19 protein-coding genes are annotated in these 23,812 nt (G+C 67.5%); 5 read left to right on the top strand and 14 right to left on the bottom strand.

The window, feature by feature from the left end; translation table 11 throughout:
- Positions 1 to 68: 68 nt before the first annotated feature.
- The 8 genes from RRU_RS03055 to RRU_RS03020 all read right to left on the bottom strand — a co-directional run bounded on the left by RRU_RS03055 (position 69) and on the right by RRU_RS03020 (position 9,007).
- Positions 69 to 848, bottom strand: a complete 780-nt coding sequence (locus RRU_RS03055) for an ABC transporter ATP-binding protein (protein WP_011388343.1) — start codon at positions 846 to 848, stop codon at positions 69 to 71.
- Entirely contained in the window at positions 845 to 2,686 is a 1,842-nt protein-coding gene (locus RRU_RS03050) for an ABC transporter permease (RefSeq protein ID WP_011388342.1), read from the bottom strand. The genes RRU_RS03055 and RRU_RS03050 overlap by 4 nt, the downstream gene beginning before the upstream one ends.
- Positions 2,687 to 2,720: 34 nt before the next feature.
- Positions 2,721 to 4,007, bottom strand: a complete 1,287-nt coding sequence (locus RRU_RS03045) for a glycosyltransferase (protein WP_011388341.1) — start codon at positions 4,005 to 4,007, stop codon at positions 2,721 to 2,723.
- Positions 4,008 to 4,022: 15 nt separating this feature from the next.
- Positions 4,023 to 5,018 (bottom strand): tetraacyldisaccharide 4'-kinase, encoded by a 996-nt coding sequence (gene lpxK, locus RRU_RS03040; protein ID WP_011388340.1) that lies wholly within the window; start codon positions 5,016 to 5,018, stop codon positions 4,023 to 4,025.
- Positions 5,005 to 6,321: a 3-deoxy-D-manno-octulosonic acid transferase gene (locus RRU_RS03035; protein ID WP_011388339.1), complete on the bottom strand. Its 1,317-nt coding sequence runs from the start codon at positions 6,319 to 6,321 to the stop codon at positions 5,005 to 5,007. The genes lpxK and RRU_RS03035 overlap by 14 nt, the downstream gene beginning before the upstream one ends.
- Before the next feature lie 173 nt (positions 6,322 to 6,494).
- On the bottom strand, positions 6,495 to 6,929 hold the full coding sequence (locus RRU_RS03030; RefSeq protein ID WP_011388338.1) for an OsmC family protein: 435 nt from the start codon (positions 6,927 to 6,929) through the stop codon (positions 6,495 to 6,497).
- 91 nt (positions 6,930 to 7,020) lie between these two features.
- The gene (locus RRU_RS03025; protein ID WP_011388337.1) at positions 7,021 to 8,094 is read right to left on the bottom strand and encodes a glycosyltransferase family 4 protein; all 1,074 of its coding nucleotides are present in this window, start codon (positions 8,092 to 8,094) and stop codon (positions 7,021 to 7,023) included.
- Between the two features lie 46 nt (positions 8,095 to 8,140).
- Positions 8,141 to 9,007 carry a UDP-2,3-diacylglucosamine diphosphatase gene (locus RRU_RS03020; protein WP_014625970.1) on the bottom strand — a complete coding sequence of 289 codons (867 nt, stop codon included), beginning with the start codon at positions 9,005 to 9,007 and terminating at the stop codon, positions 8,141 to 8,143.
- Between the two features lie 345 nt (positions 9,008 to 9,352).
- On the opposite strand from RRU_RS03020, the gene RRU_RS03015 reads away from it, so the two are divergent.
- Positions 9,353 to 10,324: a diacylglycerol/lipid kinase family protein gene (locus RRU_RS03015; RefSeq protein WP_011388335.1), complete on the top strand. Its 972-nt coding sequence runs from the start codon at positions 9,353 to 9,355 to the stop codon at positions 10,322 to 10,324.
- Positions 10,325 to 10,347: 23 nt separating this feature from the next.
- On the opposite strand, the gene RRU_RS03010 is transcribed toward RRU_RS03015, so the two are convergent.
- The 5 genes from RRU_RS03010 to ubiA form a co-directional block, all read right to left on the bottom strand.
- A complete protein-coding gene (locus RRU_RS03010; protein ID WP_011388334.1) occupies positions 10,348 to 12,414 on the bottom strand; it encodes a methyl-accepting chemotaxis protein in 2,067 nt (688 codons plus the stop codon).
- Positions 12,415 to 12,525: 111 nt separating this feature from the next.
- On the bottom strand, positions 12,526 to 13,884 hold the full coding sequence (locus RRU_RS03005) for a TldD/PmbA family protein (protein ID WP_011388333.1): 1,359 nt from the start codon (positions 13,882 to 13,884) through the stop codon (positions 12,526 to 12,528).
- 123 nt (positions 13,885 to 14,007) lie between these two features.
- Complete coding sequence (locus tag RRU_RS03000; protein WP_011388332.1) at positions 14,008 to 15,531, bottom strand: UbiD family decarboxylase; 1,524 nt, start codon at positions 15,529 to 15,531, stop codon at positions 14,008 to 14,010.
- 108 nt (positions 15,532 to 15,639) lie between these two features.
- Positions 15,640 to 16,290 carry a class I SAM-dependent methyltransferase gene (locus RRU_RS02995; protein WP_011388331.1) on the bottom strand — a complete coding sequence of 217 codons (651 nt, stop codon included), beginning with the start codon at positions 16,288 to 16,290 and terminating at the stop codon, positions 15,640 to 15,642.
- Positions 16,280 to 17,203: a 4-hydroxybenzoate octaprenyltransferase gene (ubiA, locus tag RRU_RS02990; protein ID WP_011388330.1), complete on the bottom strand. Its 924-nt coding sequence runs from the start codon at positions 17,201 to 17,203 to the stop codon at positions 16,280 to 16,282. The genes RRU_RS02995 and ubiA overlap by 11 nt, the downstream gene beginning before the upstream one ends.
- 130 nt (positions 17,204 to 17,333) lie before the next feature.
- Here ubiA and RRU_RS02985 point away from each other — a divergent pair, with 130 nt between their 5' ends.
- The 4 genes from RRU_RS02985 to RRU_RS02970 all read left to right on the top strand — a co-directional run bounded on the left by RRU_RS02985 (position 17,334) and on the right by RRU_RS02970 (position 22,193).
- The gene (locus RRU_RS02985) at positions 17,334 to 18,077 is read left to right on the top strand and encodes a 16S rRNA (uracil(1498)-N(3))-methyltransferase (RefSeq protein ID WP_011388329.1); all 744 of its coding nucleotides are present in this window, start codon (positions 17,334 to 17,336) and stop codon (positions 18,075 to 18,077) included.
- Positions 18,078 to 18,169: 92 nt separating this feature from the next.
- Entirely contained in the window at positions 18,170 to 19,540 is a 1,371-nt protein-coding gene (locus RRU_RS02980) for a glutamate--cysteine ligase (protein WP_011388328.1), read from the top strand.
- A 59-nt stretch (positions 19,541 to 19,599) separates the two neighbouring features.
- A complete protein-coding gene (locus RRU_RS02975; protein WP_011388327.1) occupies positions 19,600 to 19,944 on the top strand; it encodes a chorismate mutase in 345 nt (114 codons plus the stop codon).
- Positions 19,945 to 20,204: 260 nt separating this feature from the next.
- A complete protein-coding gene (locus RRU_RS02970; RefSeq protein ID WP_011388326.1) occupies positions 20,205 to 22,193 on the top strand; it encodes a HAMP domain-containing methyl-accepting chemotaxis protein in 1,989 nt (662 codons plus the stop codon).
- A 94-nt stretch (positions 22,194 to 22,287) separates the two neighbouring features.
- Here RRU_RS02970 and tldD read toward each other — a convergent pair whose 3' ends face one another.
- Entirely contained in the window at positions 22,288 to 23,730 is a 1,443-nt protein-coding gene (gene tldD, locus RRU_RS02965; RefSeq protein WP_011388325.1) for a metalloprotease TldD, read from the bottom strand.
- Positions 23,731 to 23,812: the final 82 nt, after the last annotated feature.

The following is a 23,812-nucleotide window of genomic DNA, read 5'->3' as shown; positions in this document are numbered from 1 at the left end:
GTCGGCGGGGGCCTGTTAGCACTCCCACCCGGCGAGTGCTAAATACCTAGGCCTCTGGGGCCGTTTTGTCAAGTCGGCTGATCCGGATCCGACGGATTGCTATCGCCCGCACTCTCGCCCAGATAGACCGACCGCACCCGGGAATCGGCGCGAATCCGCTCTGGCGGGCCATCGGCGATCAACCGGCCGTGGTGGAGCACCATCACCCGGCGGGCGTGGCCGAACACCACATCCATGTCGTGTTCGGTGAACAACACCGTCACCCCCTCCTCGGCGGCGAGGGCGCCAACCAGCTCCATCAGGGCCCGGCGTTCGGCCGGGGCCATGCCGGCGGCCGGTTCGTCCATCAGCAGCAGCCGGCAGCGTCCGGCCAGGGCGATCGCCAATTCCAGCCGCTTGATATCGCCATAGGAAAGTGTCGCTACCGTGGCGTCGGCCAGACCGGTCAATCCCAGGCGGGCAATCAGATCGCCGGCCCGGCGGTCGGCCTCGGCCCGGGGCAGGCCGACCCGCGCCGCCGTGCGCGCCGCCTCGAAAACCCCCAGCGACGAAAAGGCCCGGGCGATCTGGAAGGTGCGGCCGATGCCATAGCCGGCCAGGGCATGGGCTGGGCGGCCGGTCAGCAGGCGCCCCTCCATCCGCACCGTCCCGGCATCGGGGCGTCGCTGGCAGGCGATCAGCGAAAACAGCGTCGATTTGCCCGCGCCATTGGGGCCGATCAGCGCCGCGCTCTCGCCCGCCCGCAAAACGAACGACACGCCATCGACGGCGCGCACCCCGCCAAAGGCCTTGACCAGCCCGTCGACCACCAGCAGCGGCGGCGCCCCCGTTGGCGCGGGCGGGATCATTGGGGCCGTCCCCGGCGCGCCAATCGCCCGGCGGCGCCGGCCACCCCTTGCGGGAAGACCAGCACCAGCCCGAGCACCACCAGCCCGACCACCAATTGCCAAAGATCGGTACGCGCCGCGACCACCGATTCCAGGCCCAAATACAAGAAGGCGCCGACCAGCGGTCCGGCCAGGGCATGCAGGCCACCCAGCAGCACCATCACCAGGGCGTCGACACTGGTTGGAATGGCGGTGATCGCCGGAAAGACGCTGCCCTTGAGGAAGGCGAACAGCCCGCCGGCCAACCCGGCGCCGGCGCCGACGATGGCGAAGGTGAGCGCGTGCAGGCGGGCGGCGGCAATGCCGCTGGCCTCGGCCCGGCTGCGGGCATCGCGCAGGGCCCGCAGGCGGCGGCCGAATTCGCCAAGGGCCAGGGCGCGCAGACCAAACAGCGCGGGCAGGCAGATCGCCATCACCAACCAGGCAAACACGGCGGGATCACCGGCCCAGGGCGGCGGCCAGACGCCGATCAGGCCATTGTCGCCGCCGGTCACCCCAACCGCCTGAATGGCCAGGGCATGGATGATTTCGGCGAAGGCCAGGGTCAGCATCGCCAGATAAACCCCCGACAGCCTGCTGATCAGCCAACCGACCAGCAGCCCGCCCAGCCCCCCGGCCAAGGGCGCGCAGGCCAGGGCGATGGGCAGAGACAGCCCGCCCTGAACCACCGCCACCGCCGTTCCGTAAGCCCCCAGGCCAAAGAACGCCCCATGGCCGAAGCTGACCATGCCGCCGGTCCCCATCAGCAGCTGCAAGGCGCTGGCCGACAGCGCCAGGATCAGCGCCTCGCACAGCAGCGACAGGCCATAGGCATCGAGAAACCGTGGCGCGGCGAGCACCAGGACCACGCCCAGGCCCCACAGCAGCCGGCCTTTGCCGCTCGCCGGACGCAGCCGGGGCCCCGGTCCCACGGCGGAAACGCCGCCCTCGCTTTCGATCCGGCCAAGAAGGCCGCGCGGACGCACGATCAGCACCGCCCCCATCACCAGCCCCATGGTCACCAGCGTGCCCTGGGGAAAGAAGGCGACACCGAAGGCGTTGACCAGCCCCAGCAGCACGGCGGCCAGATAGGCGCCGGGCACGCTGCCCATGCCGCCGACGACGACAACGACGAAAGCCTGAACGATCACCCCGGCGTCCATGCCATGGCCGATGGCCTCGCGCGGCAGGGCCAGGGCACCGCCCAGGCCGGCCAGCAGCGCGCCAAGAGCGAAGACCCCGGTGAACAGCCAGCGCTGATCGGTGCCGAGCGCCGCCACCATCTCGCGGTCCTCGGTCGCCGCGCGCACCAGCAGGCCCCAGCGGGTGCGGGTGAACACCAGCCACAGGGCGCCCAGAACCAGGGGTCCCAGGGCGATTAGGAACAGATCATACTCGGGAACCGCCCGGCCCATCACGCTTACGGCGCCGCCCAGGCCCGGGGCGCGCGGCCCCAACAGGTCCTCCGGCCCCCAGATCATCGGCACCACGTCGCTAGCGATCAGCACCAGGGCGAAGGTGGCGACCAGTTGGAAAAGCTCGGGGGCGCGATAGATCCGCCGCAGCAGGCCGATCTCGATCAGGGCGCCCAGGCCGCCGACGGCCAGCGGCGCCAGCAGCAGGGCCGGCCAGAAGCCAAGGCCCAGGGTCTCGGCCAGGGTATAGGCCAGATAGGCGCCGATCATGAACAGCGTGCCATGGGCGAAATTCACCACCCGGGTCACGCCAAAAATGATCGACAGCCCGGCGGCGACCAGGAACAGCGACGAGGCGCTGGCCAGCCCGCCCAGAAACTGAACGATAAGGAAATCGACCGACAAACCGCGCAAGCCCCAGGGTGGTTGAGCGCCCTTTTTACGCGCTCACCCGCTCGCGGTCCACGCGAACGTCGCGCCGCCCCCCGGCCACGGCTTCCCAGACATCAAGCAGATCGTGCTCGTAGATGTCGGTCCACAGGTGGCGGGTCCCCTCGACCGAGGCGCGGGCGGCGCGGCGTTTGGCCTCGCCATCGCCACTGAGCACCTCGACCAGGGCGCGACGCCAAGCCTCGACCACATTGCCGCCGCGGTCATCGACCACCCGGCCATTGGCGCCATCGGCGCCGACGAAACCGGCGCAACCGCCCGGCCGTCCGGAAACCACCACCGGCAAGCCCGAGGCCAGGGCTTCGAGCACCACATTGCCCGCCGTCTCGGACACGCTGGGAAAAACAAAAAGATCGCCGCAGGCCATCAGTCGGGCCAAGTCGTCCTGGGGCACGACGCCCGGGGCGACCAGCCGCGGCCCAAGCAGGGCCCGGGCCGGTTCAAGATCTTCCCCCGTTCCCGCCAGCAGCAGCCCCACGTCGTGGCCGGCCTCGATCAGGGTGCGCGCCGCCCGCACCGCGACCATCGCCCGCTTGCTGGCGTCGACCCGTCCGGCGAAGACCAGCAGCTTGCGGCTGGGCGGCACCCCATGGGCGCGCTCCAGCCAAAGGCGGTCGCGCAGGGCCGGATCGAAACGCTTGGTATCGACGCCGCGGCGCAGGAAGGAGACCGGCATCTCGGGACAGACCTTATGCACCCGTTCGGCATCAAGGGGGCGCGAGACGATGATATGGCGGCAGGCCGCCCAATGCTGGTGCAGGCGCCGCTCGATCCCCCCGGCGAAACGCCGCCCCAGGTGATAGTGCTTGACGATCCAGCCGCCCAGACGCTGGCCCAGCGCCCGGGTGACGATCCTCGGGCCGTAGATCTCGGTGAAATGGACGACATCGGTATGAACGGAATGGACCAAAGGAATGCCCGCCGAGGCGCAGACTCGTTCGGCGGTCCGCCCGAACGAAAACACGTCGGTCGACATCACCACATCGTAATCGGTCAATTCCCCGCCCAACCGGGGCAGGAATCCCGATAGATCCGTGTGACCGGCGCCTTGAGAGAGCAAGGGGATGCGGTCGGTGCCCAGGCGGGCGGGCAACAGGCGGAAGCGGGCCGCCCGATTGCGCACCACCGTCTGATCGGTGGGTCCCAGAAAATAAACGGTGAGCGACGCCCGGTCGGCGAAAGGCTCGGCGGCTTCGGCGAAACGCTCCCAGACCTTGACATGCCCCCCGGCATCCGCCGTCCAAGGAAGGGTAACAAGCACGGCGACCTTGATCATCGTCCAAAGAGCCTTTTACGACGGGAGGCGGCCCAGGATCAGACGGTCGATCAGGGCTTCGAAAGCCAGTGGTTCATCGAATACCACCCGCACCCCCACCACGTCCACCTGTGGGCGCTGATCGGGGGGAAGACGCACCGCGTCCTTCGAGGTCGTCACCGGCACCGCCCCCAGGCCATAGGCCTCGTCAAGGATCGGCTGAATATCGGCTTCGGCGTAAGGGTAATGGTCGGCGAAGGGGTGGCGGGCGACCACCCGGGCCCCCAAAGCCGTCAGGGTGGCGAAGAACTTTTCGGGACGGCCGATGCCGGCGAAGGCCACCACCTTGCGCCCGACCAGCCGCGCCGCCTCGGGGCCCGGTTCCAGGCGGGCGGTGAGCAGCGGCACCCCGGCCTTGAGGTGGGGCGGGATGCGCGCCGCCAGATTTTCGCTATCGGACCCGATCAGGATCACCGCCCCGGCCCGCGCCAGCCCGGCCTCGATCGATTCGCGCAAGGGACCGGCGGGGATATAGCGGCCATTGCCAAAGCCATAACCGCCGTCAACGACAACCAGCGACAGATCCTTGGCCAGGGAGGGGTTCTGATGGCCATCATCCATCACCACTGCCTGGGCCCCGGCCCCTTCGGCGACCAATCCGCCGCTCGCCCGGTTGCGCGAGACCCAGCAGGGCGCGCTATTGGCCAGCAGCAGCGGTTCGTCGCCGACATCTTCCGGGCCATGGCCCACCGGATCGACGGCGACGGGCCCTTCCATCTTGCCGCCATAGCCGCGCGACAGGAAATGCCCGACCACGCCGCGCCGGCGCAAGGCGTCCATCACCGCCAGGGCCACCGGAGTCTTGCCCGCTCCGCCGGCGGTCAGATTGCCGACGCAGACGACGGGAATCCCCAGGCGCACCCCGGGCGGACGGGCCACCCGGTGGCGGGTCAGCGCCGCATAGACCAGCCCGACCGGTTCGAGCAGGCGGGCGGCGAAGCCGTCCTTATGCCAGAACTCAGGGGCGCGCACCGCCGGCCTCGCGCAGGGAGGGGGTGGGGGCAAGCGGCGTCAGGACGTCGAGGAACGGGGCAAGGCAGCCAAGGACGCGGTCGAGAACCGCCCTTTCGCCCTCGGCCCACAGCCGGGCGGCGCGGGCCATGCGGCGACGGGCGACGGCATCGGTGAGCAGCAGCGACACCTTTTCCCCAAGCTCGGCCTCGTCGGCGACACTAAGGGCGGCGCCCACGGCCTGCATGCGGGCGGCGATCTCGGCGAAATTGGTCATTCCCGGCCCCCACAAAACGGCGGACTCCAGCAAGGCCGGCTCCAGGGGATTTTGTCCCCCGGTCTTGGCCAGGGTCTTGCCCATGAAAACCACCGGGGCCAAGCGCAGGTAAAGCCCCATCTCGCCCATGGTGTCGCCAAGCAGCACATCATCGGTGCTCGCCGGCCAGCCCTCGCTGCGCCGACGCACGCCCAGCCCCAAGGCGGTCAGTTCGGCGGCGACCTCGGCGGCGCGATGGGGATGGCGGGGAACGACGATGGTCAGCAAGCCCGGATGCTTGGCCTTCAGGCTTTTGTGCAAACGCCCGGCGATCCCCTCCTCGCCGGGATGGGTGCTGGCGGCGATCCAGCGCGGCCGGTCATCAAGGGCGGCCAGGGCAGCGGCCAGGGCGCGGGGCTCGGCCGGATCGGCGGGGTTGGCGAATTTCAGATTGCCCACGCAGCCGGTATGGGCGGCCCCCAAGTCGGCCAGACGGCGGGCGTCCTCCTCGGTCTGGCCCAGGCACAGGGCGAAGCCATCAAGCATGCGCCCGATCAGCCGGCGGTGGCGCCGCCACGAATCGTAGGAGCGGTCCGAGACCCGGCCGTTGAGCAGCACCATGGGGATCTGGCGCGCCCCGGCTTCGACCATCAGATTGGGCCAGAAATCGGACTCGCTCCACAGCATCAGATCGGGGGCCCAATGGTCGAGGAAGCGGCGGATGGCGCCGGGCTTGTCGACGGGCAGATACTGGTGAATGGCGCCGCGCGGCAGATGGTCGCCGACCACCCGGGCCGAGGTCACGGTGCCGGTGGTCAACAGCACGCCAAGACGCGGCCGCTCGGCGCGCAGCCGGGTAATCAGCGGCACGAGGGCCTTGGCCTCGCCCACACTCGCCCCATGCAGCCAGACCAGCGGCCCGACCGGCCGCGCCAGACCCGGTTCGCCCAGTCTTTCGCCCAGACGATCAACATCCTCCTTGCCGCGCGACCGTCGGTAGCGCAGCAAAAGATCGATACCGGGACCGCCGAGAACGGTTAGAAGCCGGTAAAAACTGTAAAGCGACATGATCGGGCCATTCTTGCCTGGGCGCGAGGCGATGTAGCACGCCCGCGAGCGAAGGGCAAAGGAAGAGCCCGCCAGCGGCCTTTCCCACCCCACCGGCAAAAGCATTCGGGCACACTGTGGTGGCACGATGGCCGACCACGGTGTGCCCGTCAAAAAATGGACCTGGGGGTCGCTTAGATCAATGTCGCCTTCAAAGTGATCTCGGGGACGGCGGCCAAAGCCTTCGACAGCGGGCATTCGGCCTTGGCGGTCGCCGCGATCGCCTGGAAGGTCGCGTCGTCGATGCCCGGCACGCTGGCCGACAGCGTCAGATCGATACGCTCGATGACGAAACCCTCGCCCTGTTTGGCCAGGGCGACACTGGCGGTGGTATCGACATGGGTGGTGGCCAGACCGGCCTTATCGCAGGCGAAGGAAAACGCCATGGTGAAACAGGCGGCATGGGCGGCGCCCAGGATCTCCTCGGGGTTGGTGCCCTGGCGATCGTCCTCGAAGCGGCTGGCGAAGCCATAGGGATAATTCGTCAGCGCCCCGGTTTCCGTGCTGATCTGACCCTGGCCGTGCTTGCCCTGGCCTTCCCAATGAACGCTGGCGGTCTTCTTGATCATGGTCTCGCTCCTCGGTGATCGGACCTTGACAGGGGGCGGACACCAGGGGGGCGGCCGCCGGTCAAGGCCCTTCGGCTCCTATAAGAACCGCTTAAGGGGCGCCGCGTTCCATGGCCGTTTCAAGGGGGGCCGTATCGGAGGGAAAGAAGTCCGCTGGCGGGAAGGGGTGGACATTGGCCAGGAACTGATCGACCGAGGTCTCCCACGACCGCGCCTGGGCGAAGGCCCGGCAGGCGGCCGGATCGATGGTCAGCGCCCGCAGGGCCGCCGCCTTGAGATCCTCGTCCAGGGCGCCGACCGGCGCATCGCCGATCACATCAAGGGGCCCGGGCACCGGATAGGCCGCCACCGGCAAACCCGAAGCCAGGGCTTCGAGCAAAACAAGGCCGAAGGTATCGGTGCGGCTGGGAAAGACGAAGGCGTCGCCGACCGAGAAATAGGTCGCCAGTTCCTCGCCCAGGCGTTCCCCGGCGAAATGAACCTTGGGATGACGGGCGCGCAGGGACTCGAGTTGCGGACCGCCGCCGACGACGATCTTGGTTCCGGGCAGATCCAGATCGAGAAAGGCGCCGATGTTCTTTTCCACCGCCACCCGCCCGACATAAACGAACCACGGCCGCGGTCCGGTGATCACGCCATCGAGCGAGTCCTTGGGGCGCGGGCGGAACAGCTCGGTATCAACGCCGCGCGTCCAGCGGCGGATATGGGAAAACCCCCAGCGCAGCAATTCGTCCTCGATGCCCTGGGTGGCGACCATGATGGTTTTGGACGGCCCATGGAACCAGCGCATGCCCTTGTAGCCCCAGCTGACCGGCACCCGGAAGCGGGCGTGGAGGTATTCGGGGAATTTGGTGTGGAAGGCGGTGGTGAAGGGCACGCCGCGCTTCAGGCAATAGCGCCGGGCGCTTAAGCCCAGGGGGCCTTCGGTGGCGATATGGATGACGCAGGGCTGAAAGGTCTCGATGGCGCGCGCCATCGTCCGCCCGGGCAGCACCGCCAGCCGGATCTCGCTATAGGTCGGGCAGGGAATGGTGCGGAAGCTTTGCGGGGTGACATAGATCAGATCATGCCCGCGCTCCTCCAACCGCGCCTTCAGGGTATCGAGGGTGCGAACCACCCCGTTGACCTGGGGGAACCAGGCATCCGTGACCACCAGGATACGCATGGGGTGTCCTCGACCTTGGTAAAGGGATCATCAGGGAAAGACATCGTCACTGGGCTGTTTCGGGCGCGCGGGCCGGAGGACCAACAGCCGCCTCGGCCCCCTCGTCCTCAAGACCGCCGCCACCGCCCGCCCGGGCATCGGCATAGGCCTGGAACATCGAGAAGCGCCGTTCCTCGGACCAGTGGATCAGTTCCATCCGGCCATCGAAATGCTCGACCAGGGCCGTACAGCTTTCCACCCAATCGCCATCGTTGCAGTAGAGGACATCCCCCATCGGCCGGATCTCGGCATGGTGGATATGGCCGCAGACGATGCCGTCCATCCCGCGCAGGCGGGCAACCTCGGCCATCGAGGTCTCGAAGTCGTCGATGTATTTGACGGCGTTCTTGACCTTGTGCTTGAGGTACTTCGACAGCGACCAATAGGGCAGGCCGATGCGGTGGCGCACGACGTTGAACCAGTGATTAGCCTCCAGCAGCCAGACGTAGGCCCAGTCGCCCACCTTGGCCAGCCACTTGGCGTATTTGACCACGCCATCGAATTCGTCGCCGTGAATGATCAGATAGCGCTTGCCGTCGGCGGCCTGATGGACGGCCTCGCGCATCAGCTTGATATCGCCGAAATCCGCATCGCAGTAACTGCGGGCGAATTCATCGTGGTTGCCCGGGATGAACACCACCCGGGCCCCCTTGCGCGCCTTGCGCAGCAGCTTCTGGACCACGTCGTTGTGCGATTGCGGCCAGTTCCAATGCTTGCGCAGGCGCCAGCCGTCAACGATGTCGCCGACCAGATACAGGGTCTCGGACTCGGTTTGCCTGAGGAAATCAAGCAGGATGTCCGCCTTGCACCCCCGCGTGCCCAAGTGAATATCGGACAGGAAGATGGCGCGATATCGCCGGGAGGAGTCCGTCATGGCCGTCAGTGCGCGTCCGTGTTCCATGCTCGCCGATCGACGATGGAGAGGGGCGGCGCCCGCCGGACTTGAGGGACCGGGCCACCCCTTGAGCGGGACCGCCCCGAGCATGACCACCCCCTAGACATCGCGTTCACCGCAGCGGGTTTTAGCCTTCCCCCCGCCCCGCGACCACCCTCATTCGGCCGGGAAACAAATAATTCACCCCCTTGTCTTTAAAGTGAAACATTACTTTGACTCGACAGTCCGTCTTTTTTCCTTCATGGACACCCTTGACGGCGGAGCTTACCCACCCCTTTTCTCCTATCCGCCCCGTTGATCCCTTGACAAGGTCCCCCCTCCCCGATGCGTGTCCTGCCGTTTGCGCCTGCCAACCCCGCTCCGGCCCCCGCCCAGCGGCGGGTGATGATTATCGCCAACCCGGCTGCGGGTTCCCTGAAGCAGCGGCGCTTGAACCGCACCCTGCTTGGCCTGGAGAAACTGGGCTGCACGGTGGGCTTGCGCGAAACCGCCAAGCCCGGCGACGCCACGCTGATGGCCCGCGAGGCGGCCCTGGCCGGTAATGTCGATGTGGTGGTCGCCGCCGGCGGTGACGGCACGATCAACGAGGTTGCCAATGGTTTGGCCGGAAGCGGCGTGGCCCTGGGGGTGATTCCGCTGGGCACCGCCAATGTGCTGGCGATCGAGGCCGGGATCCCCCGCGATCCGGGCAAGGCCGCCCAGGTCATCGCCACCGGCGTTCTCCGCAAGCTGTATCTGGGCGAGGTGCGGGCCAGCGCCGAAACGCCGTTGGCCGGTCCCCGCCGCTTCGTGATGATGGCCGGCGCCGGCTTCGACGCCCATGTCGTCGATACCGTCGATCTCGCCCTCAAGCGCAAGACCGGCAAGCTGGCCTATGTCTGGTGTACGGTTCAGCGAGCCTTCAGCTATGATTTCCCGCTTTGCGCCGTCGATATCGACACCCCCGACGGCCGGACGATCCATGCCGATGTCGCCACCGCCGTGGTCTGCAACGGCAAATATTACGGCGGGCCGTTCATCGCCGCGCCCTTGGCCGACATCTCGCACCCGACCTTTCAGGTGATCTTGCTCAAAAGCCCGGGCCTGCGCCATGTGGCGCGCTATGCCCTGGCCCTGGCCATGGGCCGCCTGCCCCGCCTGCCCGATGTCGAGATCATCGAGGCGACGCGCGTGCGCATCGCCCTGCAGGGCGCCCAGCCGCTGCAAGCCGATGGCGATACGGTCGCCCATATGCCCGTCGATATCGTCATGGCCGCCGAGCCGGTATCCCTGATCGTCCCCGCCCCCGCCGCCTAGACGGGAACGCGACGCCCAAGACCTCAGCCGGCGCGCAGCGAGCCGACGAAGGCGTCGACGGTCTTGCCAAGCTCGCCGACCCGCTGGTGCAGATCGGCGACATCGCGGCCCATGGCGCGGGCCGCCTCGCCGCCCTCGGCCGAGCGGGCGGCGACCCCCCGGGCGGTTTCACTTAAGCTGCCGGCGCCGCTGACCGTGGCGACGACGATCTGGCCGATCCCGGCCACGGCTTGCCCCTGATCACCGATGGCCTGGGCGACCTGGGCGTTGAGATCGCCGATGGCGCCGATCACCCCGGCGACGCTTTCGATCTCGCGGGCGGCATCGGCGGTTTCGCGCTGGATGGCCGCCACCTGTTCGGCGATCTGTTCGGTAGCCCGCGCCGTTTGATTGGCCAGGGTCTTGACCTCGCCGGCGACCACGGCGAAGCCCTTGCCGGCATCACCGGCCCGTGCCGCCTCGATCGTCGCGTTCAAGGCCAGCAGGTTGGTCTGGCTGGCGATGGTGGTGATCAGGGTGACGACATCGCCGATGCGATCGGCCGCGCCGACCAGGGCCGAGACCCGGCCGACGGCGGCGCGGGCGGAACTGCCGCCCTCGACGGCGATGGCATTGGCCCGCGTCACCCGCTCGCCGATGCCGGTCACGGCGCGCGCCATCTCCTCCACGGCTTCGGCGACCCGGCCGATATCGGCGGCCATTTCCTCGGCGGTCCGCGCCGCCTGATCGGAATAAAGGGCATTGGCCTCGGTGCGCTCGACCGACCGGCCGGCCCCCTTGGTCATCTGGTCGACGGCGGTCCCCACCAGGGTGACCAGCCCTTCGATCTCACGCTCGAAGCGGTCGGCCAGGGTGGCCAGATCGGCGCGGCGGCGCTCCTCGGCCTGACGTTTGGCCCTCTCGCCCTCCTCCTCCAGCGCGATCTTGGCCAGGGCGTTGTCCTTGAAGGTCTGAAGCGCCTTGGCCATCTCGCCGAATTCGTCGCCGCGTTCGGTTCCCGTCACCACCACGCCGGTATCGCCCGCCGCTAGCCGGTGCATCAGCGCCGTCATGCGGGTGATCGGCCCGACCAGCCGCCCCGAAAGCAGCCACAAGCCGATCAGCGACAGGGCGAGCACGCCCAGGCCGGCGAAGATCAGCCGGTTGCGGGTTTCGATCGCCCCGGCCATCACGGCGGATTCGGGAACGCTGAGGATAAAGGCCCAGGTTTCCGGCGCCCCCGAAAAGGCGATCGGCACCGCCACCCGCAGCAAAGGCTCGCCGGTCTGCGGATCGGACACCGTGTCTTGCAGGGCACGACCGGCGGCGGTGGCGGCGAGGATCTCGCCCACTTCGGCGTGATCGGCCGGCCGGCCGAGGCGGGCCGTGTCGGGATGGGCGACCCATTGGCCATCGGCCGACAAGACGGCGGCGAAGCCGGCGCCGAAGGGATGGATATCGGCGATTTGGCGTTGGATGGTTTCGAGCGCCATATCCAAGGTGGCCACGGCGACCGCCTTGCCCTCCTTGCCGATGATCGGCGCCGAGGCGGTGGTCATCAGCACCTCCACCCCGTTGACCGGGTAAAGATAGGGCGGCGTGACCGTCGGCCGGCCCTCGCGCAAGGGAAAGCCGTACCAGGACTCGGTGGATTGCACATCGTCCATGACCAGCGGCTCGAAGCCAATCTGACCATCGGCTTGGCGATAGAAATAGGGAACGAAGCGGCCCTTGGCGTCGGAGAAGGCCTTGCCCGGGAACGACGCGTCGGCCCCGTCGAAGCCATCGGCCGCCCAGCCGGTGCCGCCGCCGACCACGGCGGGGTTGATGCGCACCGTCTCGCGCACCAGCCGCCCCACGACCTCGCGGTCGCGCAGGTCATCGCCGACCAGACCGCTGATCGCCCCGGCCATGGTCCGCGTCGCCGTCAACACCTCGCCGACGAATTCGCCGGCGATCCGCGACTGGGCGCGGGCCTCCAGATCCAGTTCGGCGCGCCCGGTCCGTTCGGCCTCGTCGCGTTGGGTGATCCAGGCGATGCCGACCAGAATCCCGTAACCGATAAAGAATCCGACCAGAACGGTCGTCAGAGTCTTTGATCGCAATGACATCAGCCAAGCCCCCCAGGCCTTGTGGTCCCTGGGGAGTCTTGTAACGGGTCTTCCGCCCTCCGTCGCTGGCGGTTTTATGACACCCCCGGCAGCGGCCGGGGGCGGCCGGGCTCAGCCGCCGGCGATGGTCATCGCCGCCAGACGCACGGTCGGCGCGTCGGTGCCGTAGCGCAAATCGAGGTCATTGGCCGGGGTCAGCCCGGCGAACATCTCGATCAGATTGCCGGCAATGGTGATCTCGTTGACCGGCGTGGTCAGCACGCCCTTTTCGATGCGGAAGCCGGCCGCTCCCCGGCTGTAATCACCGGTCAGGCCGTTCACCCCCTGGCCGACCAGATCGGTGACATACAAACCATCCTCGATATCGGCCATCAGGTCCTGGGGGCTGAGCGGTCCGGCTTCGAGCCAGACATTGGTGGTCGACGGGCTGGGCGCCGAGCCGGTGCCGCGACTGGCGTGGCCGGTGCTTTCCAGACCCAACTGGCGGGCCGAGCGCAGATCGAGGATCCAACTGGTCAATCGGCCATCTTCGACCAGGGTGCGGCGGCGATTGGCCAACCCCTCGGCGTCGCAGGGCTTGGAGCGCAGGCCGCGCGGGCGGTGGGGATCTTCGATGATGCGAATGCCCGGGGCGAAGACCGCCTCGCCCAAACGATCCTTAAGGAACGAGGTGCCGCGCGCGATGCCGCCGCCATTGATGGCGCCAAGCAAGTGGCCGACCAGCCCGCGCGACACCCGGGGATCGAAAACCACCGGCAGGCGGCCGGTCGCCAGCCGTTTGGCGCCAAGCCGGCGGGTGGCGCGCCGCCCGGCTTCGCGGCCGACTTCGAGCGGATCGCGCAGATCGGCGAAATAAACGGCGGTCGAATAATCGTAATCGCCTTCCATGCCGGTCTCGTTGGTTCCGGCGACCACGGAAACGCTCATGCCCGAATGGCTGGCGTGATAGGCATGGGAGAAGCCGTTGGAGCCGACCAGGGCAACGGTTGACAGCCCCCAACTGGCCTCGGCCCCTTCGGAATTCGTCACGCCGGGAACGCTGCGTGCCTCGTCCTCCAGGGCGCGCACCAGTTCGGTCAGCGCCTCGGCCGAGGGTTCGGTCGGATCGAAGTTGTCGATGGCGGGCAGGTCGCGGGCAAGCTGGCCGGGCTCGGCCAAGCCGGCGAAGGGATCTTCGGGCACGGTGCGCGCCATCGCCACGGCGCGCTCGACCAGGGCGGCCAGGGCATCGGGGCGGCGATCGGCCGACGACACGATGGCCTGACGGCCGCCGATCAGCACCCGCAATCCGATATCGCCGCCTTCCGAGCGCTCCAGCTTCTCAAGCTTGCCCAAGCGATGGGTGACGGCCAGCGAGGCGCCATCGACCAGCACCGCGTCGGCCGCCGTCGCTCCGGCGGCCACCGCCTTGGCCACCAGATCCTCGAGCAGGCCCAGGGCATTGGCGGCGGTCTTGGCTAGATCGGTCATGGGAGCACTCCGAAAGGGAAACGAAAGACGCACGGGCGCGGCCGGGACGTCGCGCCCGTGCCCTTAGTTAGGTGGGCCGCGCGCTGGCCGGCGGCAATCGGAAAACTATGGCGCCAGGACGGACTACTTCCAGATCGGCTTGCCACTGCCGGGCAGGCCGTAATCGGTCCATTTGCGGGTGACGGTCTCGATGATCTCGTCGCTCATCCGCAGCTTGCGGCCCCATTCGCGGTGGGTTTCCGGGGCCATCTTGTCGGTGGCGTCCAGGCCGATCTTGCCGCCCAAACCGCTTTCCGGGCTGGCGAAATCCAGGTAATCGATGGGGGTGCCGGTCACCACGGTGATATCGCGCGCCGGATCCATGCGGGTGGAAATCGCCCACATCACGTCTTTCCAATCGCGGGCGTTAATGTCGTCATCCACGACGATGACGAATTTCGTGTACATGAACTGGCGCAGGAACGACCACACCCCCATCATCACCCGCTTGGCATGGCCCGGATAGGCCTTGCGCATGCTGACCACGGCGATGCGATAGCTACAACCCTCGGGCGGCAGCCAGAAATCGACGATCTCGGGGAATTGCTGGGTGAGCAGCGGAATGAACACCTCGTTCAAAGCCTCGCCCAGCACCGAAGGTTCGTCGGGCGGCCGGCCGGTGAAGGTCGACAGGTAGATCGGATCCTTGCGCATGGTGATCGCCGAAATGCGAAACACCGGAAAGGATTCGACGGCGTTGTAATAGCCGGTGTGATCGCCGTAGGGGCCCTCGTCGCCGTATTCGTCAAGCATGACGTGGCCTTCAAGCACGATCTCGGCGGTGGCGGGCACCTTCAGCGGCACGCTGACGCAATCGACCAGCTCGACCTTGCGCCCGCGCAGCAGGCCGGCGAACTGGTATTCCGACAGGGTATCGGGAACGGGGGTGACGGCGGCCAGGATGGTGCCGGGATCGGCGCCGATGACCACGGCGGCGGGCAGCGGCTCGGCGTGGTCGCGCTTCCAGCGCTGCCAATGCTGGGCGCCGCCGCGATGCTTGAGCCAGCGCATCAAGGCGGTATCGCGCCCGGTCACCTGCATGCGGTAGATGCCCAGGTTGAAGGCGTCCTCGCGGCGCGCCCCCTTGCCGCTGGCTTGCGGTCCCTGGGTCACCACCACCGGCCAGGTGATCAGCGGCGCCGGTTCGCCCGGCCAGCAGCTTTGGATCGGCAGCAGGCCAAGATCGATGTCCTTGCCCTTGAGCACCACCTGCTGGCAGGGCGCCTTCGACACGGTGCGCGGCTTCATCGCCAGCACGGTCTTGAGCAAGGGCAGCATCTCCAGGGCTTCGCGCCAGCCGCCGGGGGGTTCGGGCTGCTTGAGGAAGGCCAGCATCTCGCCGACCTCGCGCAATTGCGCCGGGGTGCGGTCCATCCCCAGGGCGACGCGCTCGACGGTGCCGAACATATTGACCAGCATCGGCATGGCATAGGCGCTGCCATCGGGGCGGCGGACGTTTTCGAACAAAACGGCCGGCCCTTTTTCGTCGAGCAGACGGGTCTGGATCTCGGTCATTTCCAGAACCGGCGAGACCGGCGCCCGCACGCGCACCAGATTATGCTCGCGCTCGAGCAGGGCCATGAAATCGCGCAGGCTGTCGAACGGCATGATCGCACCTCCAGGGCGGCTCGAAAACGAAGGGGCACTTAACCGACCCCCCTTCCCAGCGTCAAGCCATATGCCTGGATTTCCCGCGCAAAGCCGCCCGGCGCCGCCTCAGGGCAGCAAAGCGTAGACGGTGGTGCTGCGGATATCGCGGTCTTCCAGATCGCGGCTGACCGGCACCTCGTAGGTGGCAAGCGCGCTCAGCCCCGTTCCCGGCAGATAGGCCCGCCCCGGATCGGCCAGCAGCACCTTGGTGCCCCGCCCGGCCAAGGCGCGCAGCCAAGGGATCACCCGGTCGGCCATCGGCCGCTCGTAACAGACATCGCCGGCCAGCACCACGTCCCAGCCGCGATCGAGCGCGCCGATGACATCGCCATCAAGGGAAGTGACCGCCACCTTGTTGAGCGTGGCGTTAAGGGCGATCGCCGCCAGGGCGAAGGAATCGATCTCGGCGGCGTCCACCGCCTTCGCCCCGGCCAGGGCGGAGGCGATGGCGCAAACCCCACAGCCGGCGGCGAAATCAAGCACCCTGCGGCCGCGCACGATCTCGGGATGGTCGATCAGATGGCGGGCCAGGGCCTGCCCGCCAGCCCAGCAGAAGGCCCAATAGGGCGGCGGCACGCCGTGCCGCTCCAGGGCGACCTCGGTCGCCTCCCACAGCGGGGTGACCTCGGTCGCCAGATACAGGCTCATCTCGGGGAGGAGCGGCGGGGTGGTGATGGCGGTTCCGGCCAGAACGAAGGCGTTGGGGTCAGACGCCACCGGGCGCCCGCCCGGCGACGATCGCCGCCAGCAGGAGCCATCCGACGAACCGGTTGCTCTTGAAGATCATAAGGCAGACGGGCGAGTCATGAATATCGACCCGCCAGATCTGCCAAGCCAGATGGGCGGCGGGCAGACCCAGCAGCGCCCAGAACGGCCAGGACAAGCCGGCCTGCCAGCCGGCGGCGGCGACCAGCGCCATCATCAGGGTGGAAAACACCACCAGGGCCGGACGGGTGTTCGACCCCAGGGCCAGGGCCGAGGATTTCACCCCGACCAGCAGGTCGTCTTCTTTGTCCTGATGGGCATAGATGGTGTCGTAATGCAGGGTCCAGAAGAAGCAGGCGGCATAGAGCAGCAAGGGCGCCGGATCAAGCGATCCGCGCACCGCCGCCCAGCCCATCAGCGCCCCATAGGTGAAGGTCAGCCCCAGCCACGCCTGCGGCCAGTAGGTGATGCGCTTCATGAAGGGATAACCAAAGACCAAGATCAACGAGGCGACGCCCAGCCAGATCGAAAAGCCGTTGAGGCTGAGCAGCACCGCCAGCCCGACCAGCAACTGCGCGCCCAGAAAGACCACCGCCTTTTTGCGACTGACGGCGCCGCTGGGAATCGGCCGGGCGGCGGTGCGCGCCACCTGGGCATCGAAATCCCGGTCGACGATATCGTTGAAGGTGCAGCCCGCGCCGCGCATGACCAAAGCGCCGGCGGCGAACAGGGCGGCCAGCCACAGATCGGGCCAGCCCTGCGCGGCCATCGACTGGCTCCACCAGCAGGGAAACAACAGCAGCCACGTGCCGATCGGCCGATCAAGCCGCATCAGTTTCAGATAAGGCCGGATCACCCCCGGAGCCATCCGGTCGACCCAGCCATCCCGCGGCATATCGCCGATCAGCGTGTCGCTCGCGCCCATGCTCGTTCCGTCCGTTGTTTTTTCATCGCCTTGTCTGGCTAGAGCAGCTCTCAGCCCAGACTTGCCCCTTATAGCCGGTACAGTATGGTGTCCGCCACCCAGGAACAAGACCAAGAAAGCCGCTCGCCCCATGATTGCCCAACCCCCGCGCCACCGCCTGTATGTCGACGCCCCCCTGGCCGCCGGCCTTGATGTCCGCCTGGATGGCGCCCAGGCCCACTACCTGCGCGATGTGATGCGCCTGGGCCCCGGGGCGGCTGTCGCCCTGTTCAACGGCCGTGATGGCGAATGGCTGGCGACCCTCGACACCCTGGGCAAGGCCGGCGCCCAGGCGGTGGCGCAAACCCTTTTGCGCCCCCAGGGCGACGAGGACGGCCCGTGGCTGCTGTTCGCCCCGCTCAAGAAGGAAGCCACCGATTACCTTGTCGAAAAGGCGGTGGAACTGGGCTGCGGAGCCTTGCTGCCGGTGATGACCCGGCGCACCCAGTCGCAGAAGGTGCGCACCGACCGCCTGCGCGCCCAGGTGATCGGCGCCGCCGAGCAATGCGAGCGCCTGACTCTGCCCGCCGTCTTCGAGCCGCGCCCTTTGGCGAAGGTATTGGAGGACTGGCCGGCCGAGCGCCGGTTGTTCGTGCTGGCCGAGCGCCGCGACGCCCTTCCCGCCGCCCGGGCTTTCGCGGGCGCCCGCGCTCTAAAGGCCGCCCTTCTCGTCGGGCCGGAAGGTGGGCTTGATGACAAGGACCTTGACGCGCTGTTGGCCCTGCCCTCATCTACGCCCGTCGGCCTCGGCCCGCGCATCCTGCGCGCCGAGACGGCGGCGGCGGCGGCGCTCGCCGTCTGGCAGGCGGTCGCAGGGGATTGGGAGACCCGCTAAGGGGGCATGACCCCGCCGGCCTCCGCAGCCCGACCGATGCAAGACGGCCCGAGGGCCTCGCGCGCGAATGACCTCTGGAACGGAAGCCTGCCATGTCCTCCTTGACCGATGCCTCGATCCTTTCGGCGCCTTTGACCCGGGACGATCTGGTCGCCCATATGGCGGGCGGCAGCCGCCCAAAGGCCGATTGGCGCATCGGCACCGAACACGAGAAATACGCCTTCACCATCGCCGATGGCCGGCCCCTGACCTATGAGGGACCCCATGGCGTGCGCGCCCTGCTCGAGGGACTGACCCGCTTCGGCTGGAGCCCGGTCTATGAGGGCGAGACGGTGATCGCGCTGACCTGCCCGACCATGGGCTCGGTGACCCTGGAGCCCGGCGGTCAGATCGAGCTCTCGGGAGCGCAGCTGGAAACCGTGCATGGCACCTGCTGCGAGGTGACGACCCACCACCGCAACCTCAAGATCGTCGGCGGCGAGTTGGGCATCGGCTTCCTGGGTATCGGCTTCAATCCGAAATGGCGGCGCGAGGATATCTCGCTGATGCCCAAGGGCCGCTACAAGCTGATGTCGGAGTACATGCCCAAGGTCGGCTCGCTCGGCCTCGACATGATGCTGCGCACCTGCACGGTGCAAACCAATCTGGACTTCGGCAGCGAGGCCGACATGGTGCGGAAGTTCCGCGTCTCGCTCGCCCTTCAGCCGATCGCCACGGCGCTGTGGGCCAACAGCCCCTTCACCGAGGGCAAGCCCAACGGCTTTCTGTCCTATCGCAGCCATATCTGGACCGATACGGACCCGGCGCGCACCGGTATCTTGCCCTTCGTCTTCGAAGACGGCATGGGCTTCGAGCGGTATGTCGATTATCTGCTCGATGTGCCGATGTACTTCGTCTACCGCGAGGGCCGCTATATCGACGCCACCGGCCAGTCGTTCCGCGATTTCATGGCCGGCCGCCTGGCCGCCCTGCCCGGCGAGCGGCCGACGATCGCCGATTGGACCGACCATATGACCGTCGCCTTCCCCGAGGTGCGCCTCAAGCGCTATCTGGAAATGCGCGGCGCCGATGGCGGGCCGTGGCTGCGCCTGTGCGCCCTGCCCGCGTTCTGGGTCGGCCTGCTCTATGAAACCGCCTCGCTTGATGCCGCCTGGGATCTGGTCAAGGATTGGACGGCCGAGGAACACGCCCAATTGCGCGCCCAGGTGCCGCGACTGGCCCTCAAAACGCCGTTCCGCAAGGGCACCTTGCAAGACGTCGCCCTGCGCGCCCTGGAGATTTCCCAGGCCGGACTGGCGGCGCGCGGTCGCCTGAACAGCAAGGGCCGCGACGAGACCGGCTTCCTTGATCCCTTGTGGACCATCGCGCGCAGCGGCCGCACCCAGGCCGAAGACCTGCTCGAGTCCTTCCTGACCCGATGGAATGGCGAGATCGACCCCGTTTTCACCGAATGCGCCTATTAAGTCAGGCGCTGGCCGCGGCCTTACCGTCCGCCCGTCCGTAACCAGCCGGAGTTTTTCCCGTGACCCGACCCAACACCGTTTCCTCCTATCCCGCGGCCAAGACCGCGCGCCGCTGCGCCGATATGAGCGAAATTCGCACCGAGATCGACCGCCTCGACCGGCTGATCGTCCCTTTGCTCGCCGAGCGGCTGAACTACGTCGGTCAGGCCGCCGCCTATAAGCCAAACCGGGCCGAGGTCGTCGTCCATTGGCGGATCGAGGACGTGGTGACCAAGGTCCGCGCCCTGGCGGTAACCGAGAACGCCGACCCCGATACAGTCGAAAGAATCTACCGTGGATTGATCGACGCCTCCATCGCCTGGGAGGGCCGAAATTACGACCGGACCCGGAACGACCACCGCTGAGCGATCGCATAAACATCGGATAAAGGACGTTTTATCCGGGTGATCCCCGGGATGTCTGGATCTTGGGGTCGCAGTCTTGTAATGTCCTTCCTTAAGGTTCGCTGAGGGGAGCGATCGCCGAGACCACAGCCATCAAATCAGGTCGGGGAAAAGATACCACCTCAGGTCGTGAGAAAGGCCTTTATCCGAAAGACTGTAGCGCCGGCTTCCTACGCTCCCCCATAACAAAGACCGCCCCGGGACAGACGTCGGAAACGCGAATGCTCAAGAACATTTCGATCAAGGTTCGTCTATACGCCGGTTTTTTTCTCGTCCTGGCCCTGATGGGGGGCGTCGGACTGGTGTCTTATTCAATCTTCACCAGTTCGAACGACAAATTCGACGAGTTCTCCGAAGCATCGGAAGTGGCGCTCTCGGCCCTTCAATTGAACCGCTTGGTTCAATCCTTCGACACCGACGTATCGAAATATCTCGATACGGCCTCGTCCGAGGCCGCGGCGCGCTTGCACCAGGATCAGATCACCGTCCAGCAAGCCATCTCGGCCTTTGGCGCCCTCGTTGCCGGCACGCCCCAGCAGGAGGCGGCCGAACGCATCGCCGAGGCGTATCGCAAACATGAAGACGCCCTGAAGCCGGCGATCGGACTGGTCGGCCAGCGCGTCGATCTAATCTCGACCTCGCTGCTGCCCGCCGCCGAAGGTCTGGTGGAGTGGGCCGTCGATGTCCGCGACAAGGCCTTCGAGGCCGGCGACGCCCCCACCGCCCAACATGCGTCCAAGGTCATCGAGAACATGTTGCGCGCCCGGGTGGCGGCCGACGGCTATCTGTCGGACGGCTCGGAAGAGCAGTTCAACGCCATCTGGGAAGCGCTGTTCGCCGTCACCGAAAACCTTGATGGCATCCCCACCGCCGCCCAGGTCCAGGACCTTTATGGGCAGTACGAGGAGGCGCTGAATACCCTTTCGGGGATTCTGGGCGAAATCACCACGATGGAAACCGCCCTGCGCGACGCCGGGGCGGCGATCACCCGCGAGGGCGAGAACGTCAAGGACGCGGCGCTGGCCCGCCAGCAGATCATCCGCGACGCCACCCGCAGCCAGCTTGGCAACGCCAGTTCGCTGGTCGTCTGGTCCAATCTGGTGATCTTGCTGCTTGGTCTGGCCCTGGCCGGCTTTATCGGCCGCGGCATCAGCAAGCCGCTGGGCGCAATGACCGCCGCCCTCAAGAAGCTTTCCGAGGGGGATAGCGAGACCACCATCCCCGGCCTTGGCCGGGGCGACGAATTGGGCGCCATGGCCCATGCCGCCCAGGTGTTCAAGGAATACAACCACAAGATGGAGGCCCTGCGCCGCGATCAGGTCGAGGCGCAGAAACAGGCCGAGGCCGACCGCCATAGCGCCATCCGCAAGCTGGCCGACGACCTGGAAAACACCGTCTCGGGCGTCATCGGCGTCATCGGCGCCTCGGCCGGCCAGATGGAAGCCTCGGCCCGCTCGATGTCGGTCACCGCCGAGGATACGGCGCGACGGGCCGGTGACGTGTCGACCATCACCGATTCCGCCACCCACGATGTCGAGGAGGTCGCCGCCAGCGCCGAGGAGCTCAACGCCTCGATCAGCGAGATCAGCCGACAGGTCCACCATTCCTCGACGATTTCGCGCGATGCCGTCGAGCGAGCGTCGAAGGCCAGCCATCGGGTCTCCGACCTCAAGGACGCCGCCGAGCGCATCGGCGAGGTGGTGGCCCTGATCACCGATATCGCCGATCAGACCAACCTTCTGGCGCTCAACGCCACCATCGAAGCCGCCCGCGCCGGCGATGCCGGCAAGGGCTTCGCCGTGGTCGCCAATGAGGTCAAAAGCCTTGCCAACCAGACCTCGCGGGCGACCGACGAGATCGGCAAGCAGATCGGCGCCGTCCAGCTCGCCACCAACGAAGCGGTGGCGGCGATTTCGGGGATCGTCACGGTGATCGGCGAAATGGATCAGGTCTCGGCCGCCGTCGCCGCCGCCATCGAGGAACAGGACGCCGCGACCCGGACCATCGCCCAAAGCACCCAGCGCGCCGCGTCGGGCACCCAGCAGGCCAGCTCGACCATGGGCAATGTCACCCAGGCCGCCGCCAATACGGGCACCGCGGCGACGGAAGTGCTGGCCGCCGCCGGCGAGCTGACTCGTCAGGCCAGCGAACTGCGCACCCAGGTCGCCCGCTTCCTCGCCCATATCCGCAAGGGCGGCGAATCGGCGTAAGCCACCCGCGCCAACACCCTTCAAGGGGACGCTCACGCGCGTCCCCTTGGAACTATCCCGCTCTTTGAGGGGGGAGGCTCAGCCCCCCCTTCCCTCAGGCGGCGACCGCCGTGCCGCCGACCGTCAGGCTGTCGACCTTCAGGGTCGGCTGACCGACGCCGACGGGCACGCCCTGGCCTTCCTTGCCACAGGTGCCGATGCCGGGATCAAGGGCCAGATCATTGCCGACCATCGACACCCGGGTCAGAACATCGGGACCATTGCCGATCAGCGTCGCTCCCTTGACCGGGGCGCCGATGCGGCCGTTTTCGATCAGATAGGCTTCCGACGCGCTGAAGACGAACTTGCCGGAAGTGGTGTCGACCTGTCCGCCACCGAAGTTCACCGCATAAAGCCCGCGCTTGACCGAGCCGAGGATCGCCGCCGGATCATCGGCGCCGGCCAGCATGAAGGTATTGGTCATGCGCGGCAGCGGGTGGTGGGCATAGGACTGGCGCCGGCCGTTGCCCGTCGGCTTCATCCCCATCAACCGGGCGTTCAGGCGGTCTTGCAGATAGCCCGTCAGGATGCCGTCTTCGATGATCACCGTGCGCGCCGTCGGCGTGCCCTCGTCATCGATCGACAGCGAGCCGCGACGATCGGCGATGGTGCCGTCATCGACGATGGTCACGCCGGGCGCGGCCACCCGCTTGCCCAACCCTTCGGAAAAGGCCGAGGTACCCTTGCGGTTGCCGTCGCCTTCAAGCCCATGGCCGATGGCTTCGTGTAACAGGATGCCCGGCCAGCCCGGCCCGAGAACCACCGGCATCTCGCCGGCCGGGGCATCGATGGACTCGAGATTGACCAGGGCCTGACGCAGGGCCTCCTCGACGGCGGCCTTCCAGGTGCTCTCCTCAAGCAGGCCGTCATAGCCGACCCGGCCGCCCAGGCCGTGCGAGCCGGTCTCGCGCCGGCCGTTGGCGCCTTCGACCACCACCGAGACATTGAGACGGACCAGCGGCCGCAGATCCGAGACGTCACGCCCGCCCGCCCCCAGAATGCGCACGGCCTGCCACGAGCCGGTCAGCGAGGCCATGACCTGCACCACCTTGGGATCGCGCGAGCGGGCATGGGCGTCGATGGCCGACAGGGTTTCGACCTTGGTGGTGAAATCGATGCGATCAAGCGGGTTGTCGGGGGTGTAGAGCGCCCGGTTGGTGGCGGCGGGCGGCAGGGCCACCGTTCCCGAGGCGCCGCCGCGCACGGCGCGCACGGTCTCCACCGCCCGCTTCAAGGCGCCCTGATCAAGGGTGCTGGCATGGGCGAAGCCCACCGCCTCGCCGCTGACGGCGCGCAGGCCGAACCCCTGGGTGGTATCGAAGCTGGCGCCGCGAATGCGGCCGTCATCGAGGGAAAAGCTTTCGCTCTGGCGATATTCCAGGAACAATTCGCCGTCATCGCTGCCATCAAGGGCGTGATCGACCATGCGGGCGGTTTCCGCCCGGTCAAGCCCGCCCGCCCCAAAGAACAAGGCGTCGGTGGTGATGGTATCGGACATTGGAAACTCCCTGGCGGAACGGCGGACGGAGCGGCGGGCCGACTCCTTGACGATGCTGATTAGATTTGGTCTCGATCGCCCG

It is taken from the genome of Rhodospirillum rubrum ATCC 11170, from assembly GCF_000013085.1.
In the GTDB taxonomy this organism is placed as follows: domain Bacteria; phylum Pseudomonadota; class Alphaproteobacteria; order Rhodospirillales; family Rhodospirillaceae; genus Rhodospirillum; species Rhodospirillum rubrum.
This window is presented reverse-complemented; position numbering and strand designations above follow the sequence as displayed.